The organism is Bradyrhizobium sp. MOS003 (assembly GCF_003020125.1).
Taxonomy (GTDB): domain Bacteria; phylum Pseudomonadota; class Alphaproteobacteria; order Rhizobiales; family Xanthobacteraceae; genus Bradyrhizobium.
The window spans coordinates 1-13,386 of sequence record NZ_PYFW01000006.1; the positions used below are offsets into that span (position 1 = coordinate 1).

Consider the following 13,386-nt stretch of genomic DNA (forward strand, 5'->3'; position numbering starts at 1 on the left):
GGAGCACCGGTCGAACCCGGGATCGGGGCGTTCTTGAACGTGATGACGTGACCGTCGACGTTCAGCGTCGAGCCGTCCGCAATCGTCGCGCCCAGCGAAGCCGAGCTAGAGGTGCGGCTGGCGCTGACGGTAGCGTTGCCGCCGCCGACGGCAGAGGTCAGGCCGAGCGCATTGAGCAGATCGGCCTTGCCGGTGACGTTCAGGTCCGCACCCGTCGAGCTCTTCAGCGTGACGGCGCTTGCAGCAACGCTCGAGGCGGTCTGGCCGGCGCTCGTGGCCAAGGTCGCAGCACCCGAACTGATGGACACCGTCTTGACGCCGCTGGCGAGGTCGATCGCGCTCAACAGGTCGTTCACGGTCGCAGCCGGCGTGCCGGCGGTGCCGAGATAGACGGTGCTGTTGCCGTTGCCGTCGGTGACGAGGTTGCCGCTGACGCCCGAGCCGGTCGGAACGGCGGTGGTCGCCGGAGCCGTGCCGCTGCGGAAGGTGATGGTCTTGCCGTTCACCGTCAGCGTGTCGCCGTCAGCCGGCTGGGCCACGCCGGCAAGGCCGGTCGCGGTGGTGCCGTTGGTGGCGATCAGGGTGATGGTGCCGGTCAGGGCCGTGGTGCCGCCGGCGCCGGTCGTTGCGGTGGTGCCGGTGAAGGAGCCGATGGTGGCGCCGAGGGTCGTGGTGCCGCTCGCCGCGGTGGTGCCGCCGGCCGCGCCGCTGAACAGCACGTTGCTGCTCGCAGTCGCACTGGCGTACGAGGTCGTGCCGCGCAGGTCGGCCGCCGTCGCACCCGAGATGGTCGCGGAGACGTTGGACTTGGTGGAGTAACCGACCGTGGTCTGCAGCGCCTGGTTGGCGATCGACTTCGCGGAGTCGATCAGCTTCTGCAGCGAGGTGATGCCGGTGTTGGCAGCCTGCAGCACCTGCACGCCGTTGGCGATGCCGTCGAGCAGGTTGTTGATGTCGCTGGCGCGGTTGTCGAGCGACTGGGCGGTGAAGAAGTTGGTGGGATTGTCCAGGGCCGAGTTGACGCTCTTGCCGGTCGACAGACGGTTCTGCGTGGTGGCGAGAAGATCAGCGGTGGACTGGAGGGAGAGCAGGTTCTGACGAACCGATGCGGAGAGGACGATGCCTGACATAACTCTGTTACCTTTCTGGTAAACGACGCTACTGTTACTCGTCTGCTTGGATCGAGAGTGACCCAGCGACCGGCGGACCGTGGCGCCGAGACCTCTAACGAAACATGAAATGAAACTCGCGCTTTCGCCGGGCCGCGCCTGATTCGGGCCCCGGAAACGACGCGCATCGCTGCGCCGCCACACGGACGCGCCTCTGAAAACATTGCACTTTTTGGCGCCAACAGCGGGAATTTACAGCTCGTTAACTAGTTGCGAGCGAGAATCACCGCTTCACAGGCCGCAACGAACGCTCGGTTACGAAAGCGTTGATGGAGAACAGGCAATGGCCCTCAAGGTCGAGCTCAGACCGCACGAACGCATCATCGTCGGTAACTGCGTGATTACCAATACGGACCAGCGCGCCCGCCTCCTGATCGACGGCGACAACGTGCCGATCCTGCGCGAGCGCGACATCCTCACGCCGGAGACCGCGGATTCGCCTGCGAAGCTCGTCTATCTGGCGGTCCAGCTCATGTACATCTCGCCGGATCCGCAGAGCCAGCACGGCACCTACTTCAACCTGGTGCGCGACATCGTCACCGCGGTGCCGAGCGCTTGGCCGATCATCGAGGGCATCAACAACAACATCCTGAACGGCGACCTCTACCGGGCGCTGAAGGACGCCCGCAAGCTGATCGCCTATGAAGAGAAGTTGCGCAGCCAATTCGAGGCCACCCATCCCCTGACGGAAGCGGCCAAGGACGACGTGAGCTCCGCCGCCTGACACGCGCGTTCGCGCGAGCCGCGCGCGCCCCCCCGAAACGACAACGGCCCCGGATCGCCTCCGGGGCCGTTGTCGTTTCAACCATGCACCGGGGCTATTGCGCTGCGAGCGGCGGCGCCTCGACCTCGATCATTCCGTCGCCGCACCGCCGGCCGCCGAACTCCAGCACGGCTCCGACCAGCGTATCGATGTCCGCCTCCCCGGTGCGGTGATTGACGATCGCGGCGCGGATCGCAAACCTGCCGCCCAGCGTCGTGCTCGAGGGCGCCGCCATTCCGGACTCCTGGATGTCGGCGACGATCTCGCGATTGACCGCATCATCGGCCCGGTAGCGGAAGCAGACGATGTTGAGATTGACGGGCGCCAGCAATTCCAGCCGCGGTTCGGCCAGGACGCGGGCCTCCAGATATTTCGCCAGCGCGCAGCTTCGCGTGATCGTCGCACCGAGCCGGTCGATGCCGAACGTCTTCAGCGTGAACCACGTCTTCAATGCACGGAAGCCGCGCGACAGATCGGGGCCGAGATCGCAGGGCCAGACCGCGCCCGCCGCGAGCCCCCTCGCCTCGCGGCGCAAATAGGCCGCGGGCTGCGCAAAGGCCTGCCGATGCTGCTCGCCGTCGCGCACCAGCAGGAAGCCGGCGTCGTAGGGCACCTGTCCCCATTTGTGAAAGTCGAGCGCGATGGAATCCGCGCGCTCGATGCCGCCGAGCAGCGGCGCGAGCTCGGGCGAGAAGATCGCGAGCGCGCCGAAAGCACCGTCGACGTGAAACCAGATGCCCTCCTCGCGGCACAGCTCCGCGATCGCCTCGAGGTCGTCGATCGCACCAATGTCCACCGTACCGGCAGACGCGACGACCAGGAACGGCTTGAAACCGACCTCGCGATCGACGGTGATCTGCGCACGCAGCGCGGCGACGTCGATGCGATGATCGGCATCGACGCCGATCTTGCGCAGCGCATCGGTGCCGAGCCCGGCAATGTCCATTGCCCTGGAGACGCAGCCATGCGCGGCCTGCGACGTATAGGCCGTCAGCACCGCGCCGTCATTGCCGATGCCGTGCTGCCGCGCCAGCATGCCGAGCGCAGCGTTACGCGCCACCAGCACCGCCATCAGATTGGCCATCGACGTGCCCGTGACGAAGATGCCGCTCGCGCTGTCCGGAAACGCGAACAAGCGGCGCATCCAGTCGACGATCTGGCGCTCGACCTCGATCGGCATGTGGTCGCGTCCGCCGAGATTGGCGTTGAGACCGGCCGCGAGCATCTCCGCGATCATGCCGACCGCGGTGCCGCCGCCATGCACCCAGCCCATGAAGCCCGGATGGACGTTGCCGGTCGCATAGGGCGCCACATGCTCGACGAATTCGCGATAGACCTCGGCGAGCTCGCTCGCCTCGTGCGGCACGTCCGCCCTAAAGGCCGCGCGGGTCGCATCGGGGATCGGCTGCCAGACCGGGCGCGACCGAACGTTGGCGATGCCGTCGATCGCATCGTCGAGCATGCGATGGGCGAGCGCGCGAAATTCGCTCCAGTCCTGCGGATCGAGCGAGGTGCGCGCGACGGAGCTCTGCGCGTTGCGGATGATCTCGTTCATGCTGCACTCCCCTCGCCTGCTCCTGCGTGCCGCGACAGCATCGCCGAGAACGCCGCGAAGATCTTGCGCATCTGCGGCGGCTTGTACGGAAACACGTCCGGCGAATCCATGTTGTGCACGACGGCGGTGTTGTCGGCTTCGAAAACCAGCAGCTCGTTGTTCTGGTTTTCGGCGCAATCGACGATGAAATAATCGAGGCCGACGCGCCGGCTCATCTCGTCGAGCGCGCTTCCGTGGCGCGCCGCGAAGGCGTGGTCGAAGTCGCGCATGAAGATCGCCTCTTCCGCGCGCTTTTCCTCGCTGAACGCCATGTAGGCGTTGAGATACCAGATGTCCCAGCGATCGGCGATCGCCATGTGACAGGCGTAGGGTTTGCCGTCGACCATCGCGAGACGATATTTGCGGTAGAGCCCGTCGGGGCTCGAATAGTCGACGAAGCGCGCGACGAAGAAATCCTGCTCGTCACGCTCGGCAAGATAGGCGGCGATCGCCGCGGCATCGTCGAGCTTCGCGAGTCCGACGCCGGCATGCGAGCCGCGCGGCCGCGCGATCATCGGAAAGCACAGTTCACCCGCGATGTCCCGGCAGGCGATCTGCCCTCGCGAAAGATCGGACAGTTGCGCGCGCGTTGCGTGAATCGTCGCGGGAATGTCGAGACCCGGCACGCCGGCGAGCAGCCGGTGCAGCTTGTCGCGATCGAGGTTGCCGATGCGATCGGGAAGATTGAGCAGTGGCCGCGGCCAATGCAGCGCGACCTTCTCGATCGCAGCGAGCGCCTCGCGGCATTCCTCGGAATCCGATGCGATCACGATGGCGACGTCGTGCTCGGGCAAATCCTTTGGCAGACCGACGCCCTTGACCACGTAGAGCGTCAACAGCTCGATGTCGGAGCCTTCGAGCAGAAAATCGATCGGCGTGTTGCCGCCCATGTCGATGTCGGCTGCAAGCGCGAGCACGCGCAAGCCCGGCTTTGGAGCAGCGCTCGGCGTGCGAAACAATTGGTGGAAGGCCAGCACCTCCGACTGGATCGCAAGCCCCTGATCCTTGTCGCCGAGAAGCTGGGTGATCAACGACAGATCCAGCCCTTCCCCCGCGAGCGCCGTCCCCGCCGCGATCCGCGTCAGCAGTTGGTCGCGCAGCGGATGCAGGTCGACACCTTCGAAGGCCTGGCGGGTCAGCTGCGCGAAGCCGATGCGATCGGCATAGTTCGCTGCGGTCATGCGAAGCGGCGCGGAAACCGGATGCTGCATCTCACACCTCGTGCGCGGAGTTTACCGGCACCGCCGCGACCGCGCCACGGTCGAGCAGCAGCTCGATCTTTACCAGCACATGGGCGATGCGATCGAGAATGTCCTGCACGTTGCGTTGCGCCTGCGCGACGTCAGGCGACCAGGCCTCGGTCACGTGCCGTGCGCCGACGCAGAGGCGCAGCACGGCCTGCGGCGCCTCGTCCTGCGGCTCCAGCCGAACCGGCTGGCCGACCAGGCAGCACTGCAAGGCGACCTGCCGGTCCGCAGCGCTGCCGCCGATCGCCTCGCTCATGTCGCACGCCAGCGCCCGATGCACCGCCCCAGTCTCGGCGATAGAGACCGGCTTGCCGTCGCGCAGCAGGATGAACGGAAAGATCGTGGTTTTTGCAAATTCCTCGTCATCCGCGCCGGCGGTCCCGATAGCGGATGGGACGGGGCGAAGCGACGGCGACAGCGCGATCATGCTGTCGATGCCGGCGGCAAGCTCGGCGAGCACCCCGGCGCGGAAAGGCCCGGGTACGGCGTAGTAGCGGCCAATCTCGGCCAGCGCCGCTTCCCAGCGCAGCCATTGACCGAAGTTCGGACGGCGTTCGAAGCGCGAACGCAGCGCCGTCCAGGCCATCGGCCAATCGCAACGGCCGGCATAATCGAAGATGCCGGGGGCGATCCTCTCGACCCGGTCGAGCGACCGCGAAAGGCCCTTCGGCACCAGCACCGCGCCGCTGAAGGCAGGCCCGCCGAAGAATTTCGAGCCTGACATCAGCACCATGTAGCCGCGGTCGAGATAGGAGCGCAGCCGTCGGCGGCCGAGCCGGGCCTGGCAGGCGTCGACGACGATCTGGACCTTGCGCGGCCAGCGCCGCGCGATCTCGTCGAGACAGGCCGCGCTCGGTGCGCGCCAGCCTAGCTTCGATGCATCCATAATCTGGAGCAGCACGGGCGCGCCTTGCGCGATCATGGCCTCGATCGCATCCAGCACCGCGGCATCGATGTCCGCGCGCATCGCATTCCCGGCCCCGAGCAGCGGCAACGCTACACTGGCGCCGGCAAGCCCTGCGACCGCACCGTCCTTGCGAACCGCAAGCCCGCTCGCCGTCATCGAGCTGAAATGGTGCCCGCGAGCGGTATGGATCGTCCCGCTTCCGGTCTGGTCGGCGCCGACCACGATCGTCACCGGCGGCGCCCCGAGCAACACACGCGCCAGGAACAAGGCGTGGAGCTGAGAGTCCGTGCCGGAGGGCGAGAACACGATGTCGACGCGCGCAGAGAGCTGGAGATGGCCGCGCAGCTCGTCCCGCATGTCCTCGCAGCGCGCGTCGAAGGCGATCTCGACCTCGTCGAACAGGCATTTGTGCATCAGCTCTTCGCGCGCCAACGCCGCACGGTCGTAAGCCGCTTGCGAGATCGCCGATGCGGTCGAGGAGGCGAAGTTCCAGATCTCCGGCTCCGGCGAAGCCGCACAGCCATAGCCGTTGACGCGATCCCTGACGTCGAGCGCCAGCCGCGGATCGCCGCCGGAGACGAGCAGCGTGTCCAATGGTGTGAAGAGATCGCGCAGGCGATAACGCGAGCCGCCGTCGGAGACGGGCTCCTGACCTGACAGACGGGATGCGCCGGCGCTCATCCCGGAAGGCTTACGCCGCATCGGCCGCAGCCGCCGGCGCGAATTGCGAGGCGATGTCGCCGTGGAACACCGACGGCCCGACGTGATCGAGCGAGCTCTGGATGTCGGCCCAGATCTCGCCGCCGATGCCGGTCCAGCGCTTGCAGAAGGCGAAGTCCTCGGAAAGATAGGTGCCGGTCGCCGGGTCGATCATGCATTCGAACAGCGCAAACCGGTTCTGGCTCGCGGCAAGCGTGTCGTGCGAATGCTCGCGGAAGAACTGCAAGGCTGCATAGTCCGGATGGCGGCACATCGCCTCCAGCGCCTGGCGCCGGATCATCAGGAAGCCGGTGCCGGCATAGCGCACGCGGGTGAAGCCGTTGACGACGACGATGCGGTCGGGGTCCTCGATCTCGAGCACGTAGTCGAGCGAGGCGGCCGGCACGTCAGTGCGGCCGGACTGGATCGCCCGCGCGGCCTTGTCCCAATTGACGCGCTTGATCGGATAGCAGCCGGCGACGACGTCCGCCCCGCATTCGATCAGCCGAAACACCTGCTCCGGCTTGAAGCCGATATCGGCGTCGATGAACAGGAAATGCGTCGCCTTGGGATCGTCCAGAAACAGCGCGACCAAATTGGCCCGCGCGCGGGTGATCAGCGCATCGCCGTCCCGCAGCAGCACCTTGAGCTCGAGGTTGGACATGCCGTGCACGGCACGCTGCAGCGCGAAGATCGAGCTCGCATAGATGCTCGACACCTGCCCGCCGAAGCACGGCGTTGCCACCACCAATTGCATCTTGTCCGACATCGACGGCTCCGCCCCGCTCCAATCCTCACCAAGAGGTAAAGAGGCATGGTTAACGGCGCCTTAACGCGTCCTTACAGGAACTTGACGAGCGAGAGCTGCGCCAGGTTCGAGGTCACCTGATAGGACGCCTGGAGCGCGTTCTGGAGCGCCAGCAGCTGGCTCGCCACCTGGTCGGGCGAGGCCGATTCCGCCTGGTCGATGATGCTCTGGAGCTGCGCCTTGGCCTGGGTCTGGCGCGTGCTCGCATCCTTCATCGTGTTCTGGGCCATCGCGATGTCGGTCTGAATGTCCTCGATGCGCTGCTGGCCGGGCTGCTGGGTCAGTGCCTGGGTGGTGCGCAGGCTTAGCGCGGCGACCTGCCCGCCGGAATACTGCCCGGTCGGCGAGGTGGAGAACGTCCCGAACACCGCGGTCGCCTGCAGCTGGCGGCGGATTGCGTCCTCGTTCGCCTGGGCGCCGTACTGCACCGAGACGGAATCGTCGACGCGCGCCATCGCGGTCGAACGCGGCGAGCCGGGCCCGTCATTGCCGAGGTACCATTTCACCGTGTTGGCCGAGCCGTTGACCAGCGTCGTCGCCGAGCTCGCGGGCGAGGATCCGACGCGCAGCGGCGGCTGGGTGGCGGTCACGGGCGTCGCGCTGTAGCCGAGCGAACCGAGAGCGCCGGTATTCGAACTCGTGATGTTCAAACTCGCCGCATCGTCGGTGTTGATCGTGATCGAACCGCCGTGGACCGTCGAGGGCTTCGACGTTCCCGTGATCTGGTCGATCTTGCCGAGCAGATTCTGGATGCTGTCGGTGACGTTGAGCTGGTTGCCGGTCGCGCCCGACGCCACGAAGGTGAGCGTGGTGCCGTTGACGGTGATGGTGTCGCCCGCGACGAAACCGGGCGAGATCGAGTCCGAGGGGCTCGCGCCCGACAGCGCCGTTGCACCGCTGATCGGCGCAGGCGGCGCCGCCTGGTTGGTCTTGGCCGTGCCGATCGCCGAGCTTGCGGTGTTGAAGAAATTGTCGCCGGCGACGATCGCGGATGCCGCGACCAGCGAGGTGTTGGCGAGCTTCGTGATCGCGGTGTTCAGCGCGGTGTTGAGGTTGTTGGCGGTGTTGGTCGGATTGACGGGGGTGCTGGCGTCGATCGCGAAGCTACCGAGCGGCGTCGGCGTCGCCGTCGACGCCGTCAGGTCGATCTGCTCGGTCGAGCCGTCCGGCAGCGTGAACTGCACGCTCAGCTTGTCGCCATTGTTCGGATTGACGCCGTTGAGATCGACCGAAAACGACACCGGCGAGCCGCTCGGGCCGGTGATGGTCGCGCCCGTCAAGGTCGAGGACACCGCCTTGAGCTTGAGCCCGAACGGCGAGCCGGCGGCGTCTTCCGACACCTGGATCGAGCTCGGCGTCGGCTGCGTCTGCACCAGGCGCCCCATGCCGTTGGCGCCGAGGTCGGCGGACTGGCGCTCCGCCATCACGGTCTTGAACCCCGCCTGCGTCGTGGTGCCGTTGATGATGTCGCCGGCATCTGCGACCGGCTGCGTGCTGACGGCGGTTCCGGAGAAAAGATAGCGGTTGCCGGTCTGGGTGTTGAGCACGCCGATCATCGAGCCGAACTGGGCGGCGGCGGTGTTCTGCGCGATGGTCTGGCCGTTGACGTTGAGATCCTGCGCGGTATTGGCCGCACCCGTCTGCACCGTGCTGCGGATCTTGGTCAGCGACTGCAGCGCGGTGTTGGCGAGGTTGATGCTGACATTGACGTTGGTGATCGTGTCGGTATAGGCGGCGATGTTGGAGAGCTGCGCGCGCCCCGCGATCGCGAAGCCCTCGTTGGTGCCCATCCCGGAATAGTTCTGCGACAGCTTGCCGGTCGAGAGCTGCGTCGACAGGTCCGTGAGCTGCTGATTGATATTGCGTATCTGCGAGCCGAGAATCGATGAAGAGTAGTTGATGCTGCTGATCGACATGTTTCAGAGCCCTGTTACTTGTTACCCTTGAGCCTGGAGCAACGTATTCATCATGCTCTGCACCACCGACATGACGTGGGCGTTGGCGGCGTAGGCGTTCTGGAGCTGGATCAGGTTCGACATCTCCGAGTCCAGGTTGACGCTGGAGGTCGAGTTGAACTTGGCCTGCAGCGTCGAGACCACGACGCTCTGGCCCTGCTGGAGCTGGTCGGCCTGGGTCGCGGAATTGGCCTGGACGCTGAGGAATTGCTGCAGATAGTTCGAGACGCTGCCGGTGAAGGGCTGGCCCGGCGAACCGAGGCCGCTCGATGGCGAATAGGAGAACACCGCCGAGGTGAGCTGCGAGTAGAGATAATCCGAACGCGCGGTATCACCTGCGGGCGTCACCGGCGAGGTGTTGTACACCGACATCCGGGTCGGATCGGAGACCAGCTGCGTGTTCACGGCGATGCGTCCGGCCAGGCCGGTCATCTGCGAGCCCGAGGCGGTGATCGCGCCGGTGTAGAGCGCCTGTCCGCCGTCGGTGAACAGCGGCAGCTGCGGATTGCCCGAGGTCAGCGACGAGATCGTCTTGGAGATCGAGGACGAATTCACCTTGGCGAGGCCGCTATTGTCGTCGGTGATCCGCAGCGTCGTGGCGGTCGCCGGCGACGGGGCGGCGGAGAATGTCAGGTGCGACGTAGGGAGCGCCGTGTTGAGGGCCGCGGCGATCGCGCCCATGCCGCCGGAGAAATTCACGCCGATCCGCATCGGGTTGGCGTTGGTCGCATATTGCAGCGGCAGCGCCGTAGGATCCGTGACGTTGACCAGCGTGACCTGGCGCTGGGTATTGGTCGCAGTGTCGGTGTAGGTGAAAGTTGCGGTGTTGCCCGGCTGCGCACCGGCAAGGTCGAGGTCGAAGCCGGCCGGCGGACCCGACACGGTGGTGCCGGCGGTGGTCTTGTCCGACAGCGCGCTCGACATCGTGGCGGCGAGCTGATCGATCTGATCCTGCGCCTGCACCAGCGTCTGGTCGCGCAGCTTCAGATCGGCCGCGATCTGGCCCGAGGAGACCACGCTGTTGGCGACGACGTCGACCTTCGAGCCGTTCGGCAGCACGATGTTGAACGCGCCGACGCCGGACTTGGCCGGATCGATGTTGTAGAGCGAGGTCGCCGACAGCGCGCCGGCCGAGGCAAAGGTGAATTGCGAGGCGAGCCCGGCACCGACGAGCTGGATGCCCGTCGTGGTATAGATGTTGGCCTGGTTCGATCCGTCGGTGGTGACGCGGACGTCGACATATTTCGACAGCGTGTTGATGGCCTGGTCGCGCTGGTCCATCAGCGTCGCGGCCGAGGGGTCGTTGGCCGACAGGCCCTGCAGCTTGGTGTTGATGTCGGCGACCTGCTGCATGGCGACGTTGGCCGCTTGCGCCGAATTGCCGAGATCCTGCTCGACGTTGGAGCGCAGGGACTGGATGCCCTTGGTGGTGACGTTAAGCTGGGTCGCCAGCGCCTGCGCCGCGCCGAGCGCAACGGTTTGCGCCGACGACGCGCCCGAACTGGTCGACAGCGCCTGCAGCGCCGTGGTGAACTTGTTCAGCGCGGTTTCGAGCGTGCCGCTGTTGCCGGGCGTGCCATAGACATTCTGAAGCTGTTTCAGGATGCTGGCCATCTGGTCGGCGTAGCCGCTGCCGCCGGTCTCGGTGCGCAGCTGGTTCAAGACATAGGTGTCGAGCTCCCGGCTGACGCCGGTCGTCATCGCCGTCGAGCCGAAATCGCCGGTGGTGACCTCGATCTGGTTCGGCGTCTGGACGACGTAACCCGGCGTCTGCGAATTCGCGACGTTCGAGGAGACGATCGAGAGCGCGGCCTGGTTGGCACGCAGACCGCTCATCGCACTGGCGAGGGCTGAACTCAAACCCATGTTGACTAGCCGCCTTTGGTTACGTTACGCGCCGATCAGCGCAATACGTTCAAGAGGTCCTGCACCATCGAATTCGCGGTCGTGATCACCTTGGTGTTGGCCGAGTAGGCCTGCTGGGTCACGATCAGCTTGGTGAACTCGTCGGCGATGTCGGTGTTCGAGCCTTCCAGCGACGAGCCGCTGATGGTGCCCGAAGCGCCATCGATGGCGGGGCCCGACTGTTCGGTTGCGGCATAGGCACCGCCATCGAGCGCCTTCAGATAATTGGTGCCGTTGAAATGCGACAACTGAACCTGAGCGAGGTTGAGGTTCTGGCCGTTCGAGAACGTGCCGACCACGATGCCGCTGTTGTTGACGGCGACCGACCGCAGCTGACCGGCGGCATAACCGTTCTGGGTGATCGTGTTGATGGTCACCGCGCCGCTGGTGCTGGCATATTGCGTCAGTCCGCCCGTGGAGATGTTGAAGGCGACGGAACCGAGCGACTGGCCGCTGACGCTGACATTGTTGATGGTGATGCCCGAGCCGCTCGGCGAGGTCAGCGAGCCGTCGGCGGCAAAGGTGAAGGTCTGGCCGGTATTGACCCAGCCGACGGTCGTTCCGGTCGCGTTCGGGTCGGTCTGGTAGAACAGGTTCCAGCTGTCCGAATGACCCGCGCCGAGCGAGGCGCTGTCGGTCTTGGCCCAGCGCAATTGCAGGTTCACCGGCGTACCGGCGGCGTTGTAGGCAGTCACCGCACCGCCGCTGATCGATTCCTTGGTGAAGGTCGCGATGTCGTTGCCGATCACACCGCCGGTGCCGGCGGTGCCGCCGCCGTCGCGGTTCTTGGTGATGGTCGAGGTGAAGCCGAGTGCGGCGAAGGCCGCGCTGTTGGAGCTGGACACCGACAGGTTGGAGACGGTGCCGGTGTTCAGCGTGATGACGCCGCCGCTGCTGACCGACGACCCCGAAGCGCCTGCGAGGGCATCGATCTTGCCGAGCAGGGTCGTGATGTTGTCGGTGATGTTGATCTGGTTGGCACCCGAGGCACCCGAGGCCATGAAGGTCAGCGTCTGACCGTCGACCGTGATGGTATCGCCGGCGGCGAAGCCGGATGAGAGCACCTGGGCGCCGCCGGCGGTCGCGCTGCCACTCAGCACCGTTGCACCGGAGATTGCAGGTGAGGACAGCACGTTGCCGCCGCGGGTCACGCTGCTGATGCCGAGCGCGGTGGCGGCCGTACCGCTGCCGACGGCCACGTCGGTGCCGGTGCCGCTGGAGATCACGATGTTGCCGCTGGCGGAGAGCGAGGCGGTGACGCCGGCGCCGCCGGCGGTCTGGATTCCGTTCAGGATGTCCGCCACGGTCGCCGTCGTGCCCGCGCCGAGCCCGATCGTGGTATTGTTGCCGACGGTCGAGACCGTCGTGCCGCCGTTGAACGTGATCGTGTTGCCGTTGATGGTCAGCGTCTGCCCGCTCAGCGCGGTCAGAATGCTGGAGGCGAGATGCGTGCCGACCGCATTGTCGAGCGACGTGGTGGTCGAAGCCACCGCGGACGAATTGTTCTGGAGGGCAACCGTGCCCGTGGCAGACGTGGACGAGTAGGGCGAACGGATGTTGCCGGTTGCAGCCGCGCCCGAGACCAGTGCGTTGGCATAGGGCGCCGGCGGGGTACCGACCGGCAACGGGTTGGCGGAGAAATCGGACGGGTTCAGCCCGCCGGCCGCCAGCAGCGTGCCGGTCGAGGCGGTCGTTTTCGCCACCGTGTTCGGCTGGGTCGGCAGGTTGGCCGCGTACTGGATCGAGGTGGTCGCCTGCGCCGGAATGAAGTTGTTCTGGAATTGCAGGACGTTCGCCACGCTGCCGGTCGGATTGCCGGTCTTCGGGTCGACCGTGACGCCCATCAAATAATAGCCGGCGCCGTTGACCAGATTGCCGTTGGCATTGAGCTGGAAGTCGCCGCGCCGCGTGTAATAGGTGACCCCGGTGAACACAGGCACGTTGTCGACGACGCCGCTCGCCTTCTGTATCGAGAAGAAGCCGTCGCCGGTGATCGCCATGTTGGTGGCGACGGTGGAGCCCGAGATCGTGCCCTGCGTGGTGATGGTGGCCTTGGCGTTGGCCGTCACGCCGCCCGCGACCTGCTTGCTCGGAACCGAGGAGTCGGGAATGAGGTCGACGAAGCTGGTGCCGATGCCCTTGTAACCGGTGGTGGATGAGTTCGCGATGTTGCCGGAAATGTTCTGCAGCGCGTAGGACTGCGCCTGCAGGCCACCCACCGAGGTGTTCATTGCATCGAAGATACCCATAACTTTGTCTCCAAATCCGATCTCGGCGGCCGGTCGACCTAGGCCGCAGTCGGAGGAGACAGTCGCAAAGGCTATGCCAATGCGGGTATT

9 protein-coding genes are annotated in these 13,386 nt (G+C 66.0%); 1 reads left to right on the plus strand and 8 read right to left on the minus strand.

Features of this window, described 5'->3' with window-relative positions:
- On the minus strand, positions 1 to 1,130 hold a 1,130-nt coding region (locus C7G42_RS24255), incomplete at its 3' end, for a DUF1522 domain-containing protein (protein WP_147250282.1).
- Between the two features lie 322 nt (positions 1,131 to 1,452).
- On the opposite strand from C7G42_RS24255, the gene flbT reads away from it, so the two are divergent.
- Positions 1,453 to 1,893, plus strand: a complete 441-nt coding sequence (flbT, locus tag C7G42_RS24260; protein WP_094972350.1) for a flagellar biosynthesis repressor FlbT — start codon at positions 1,453 to 1,455, stop codon at positions 1,891 to 1,893.
- A gap of 94 nt (positions 1,894 to 1,987) precedes the next feature.
- Here flbT and C7G42_RS24265 read toward each other — a convergent pair whose 3' ends face one another.
- From C7G42_RS24265 to C7G42_RS24295, 7 genes are all read right to left on the minus strand, one after another.
- Positions 1,988 to 3,487 (minus strand): pyridoxal phosphate-dependent decarboxylase family protein, encoded by a 1,500-nt coding sequence (locus C7G42_RS24265; protein ID WP_106951480.1) that lies wholly within the window; start codon positions 3,485 to 3,487, stop codon positions 1,988 to 1,990.
- Positions 3,484 to 4,737, minus strand: a complete 1,254-nt coding sequence (locus C7G42_RS24270) for an ATP-grasp domain-containing protein (protein WP_106951481.1) — start codon at positions 4,735 to 4,737, stop codon at positions 3,484 to 3,486. Before C7G42_RS24270 ends, C7G42_RS24265 begins: the two co-directional genes overlap by 4 nt.
- A gap of 1 nt (position 4,738) precedes the next feature.
- A complete protein-coding gene (locus C7G42_RS24275; protein WP_199581112.1) occupies positions 4,739 to 6,382 on the minus strand; it encodes a hypothetical protein in 1,644 nt (547 codons plus the stop codon).
- Positions 6,372 to 7,148, minus strand: a complete 777-nt coding sequence (locus tag C7G42_RS24280; protein WP_106951483.1) for a methylenetetrahydrofolate reductase — start codon at positions 7,146 to 7,148, stop codon at positions 6,372 to 6,374. The genes C7G42_RS24275 and C7G42_RS24280 overlap by 11 nt, the downstream gene beginning before the upstream one ends.
- 71 nt (positions 7,149 to 7,219) lie before the next feature.
- On the minus strand, positions 7,220 to 9,103 hold the full coding sequence (locus C7G42_RS24285) for a flagellar protein (protein ID WP_106951484.1): 1,884 nt from the start codon (positions 9,101 to 9,103) through the stop codon (positions 7,220 to 7,222).
- Between the two features lie 21 nt (positions 9,104 to 9,124).
- Positions 9,125 to 11,008 (minus strand): flagellar hook-associated protein FlgK, encoded by a 1,884-nt coding sequence (gene flgK / locus C7G42_RS24290; protein ID WP_106951485.1) that lies wholly within the window; start codon positions 11,006 to 11,008, stop codon positions 9,125 to 9,127.
- Positions 11,009 to 11,043: 35 nt separating this feature from the next.
- The gene (locus C7G42_RS24295) at positions 11,044 to 13,296 is read right to left on the minus strand and encodes a flagellar hook-basal body complex protein (RefSeq protein ID WP_106951486.1); all 2,253 of its coding nucleotides are present in this window, start codon (positions 13,294 to 13,296) and stop codon (positions 11,044 to 11,046) included.
- Positions 13,297 to 13,386: the final 90 nt, after the last annotated feature.

Bases quoted from the DNA above. Each gene is read 5' to 3' on its own strand.
- C7G42_RS24265 (WP_106951480.1), bottom strand. From the start codon at position 3,487: ATGAACGAGATCATCCGCAACGCGCAGAGCTCCGTCGCGCGCACCTCG.
- C7G42_RS24275 (WP_199581112.1), bottom strand. From the start codon at position 6,382: ATGCGGCGTAAGCCTTCCGGGATGAGCGCCGGCGCATCCCGTCTGTCA.
- flbT (WP_094972350.1), top strand. From the start codon at position 1,453: ATGGCCCTCAAGGTCGAGCTCAGACCGCACGAACGCATCATCGTCGGT.
- flgK (WP_106951485.1), bottom strand. From the start codon at position 11,008: ATGGGTTTGAGTTCAGCCCTCGCCAGTGCGATGAGCGGTCTGCGTGCC.
- C7G42_RS24285 (WP_106951484.1), bottom strand. From the start codon at position 9,103: ATGTCGATCAGCAGCATCAACTACTCTTCATCGATTCTCGGCTCGCAG.
- C7G42_RS24295 (WP_106951486.1), bottom strand. From the start codon at position 13,296: ATGGGTATCTTCGATGCAATGAACACCTCGGTGGGTGGCCTGCAGGCG.
- C7G42_RS24280 (WP_106951483.1), bottom strand. From the start codon at position 7,148: ATGTCGGACAAGATGCAATTGGTGGTGGCAACGCCGTGCTTCGGCGGG.
- C7G42_RS24270 (WP_106951481.1), bottom strand. From the start codon at position 4,737: ATGCAGCATCCGGTTTCCGCGCCGCTTCGCATGACCGCAGCGAACTAT.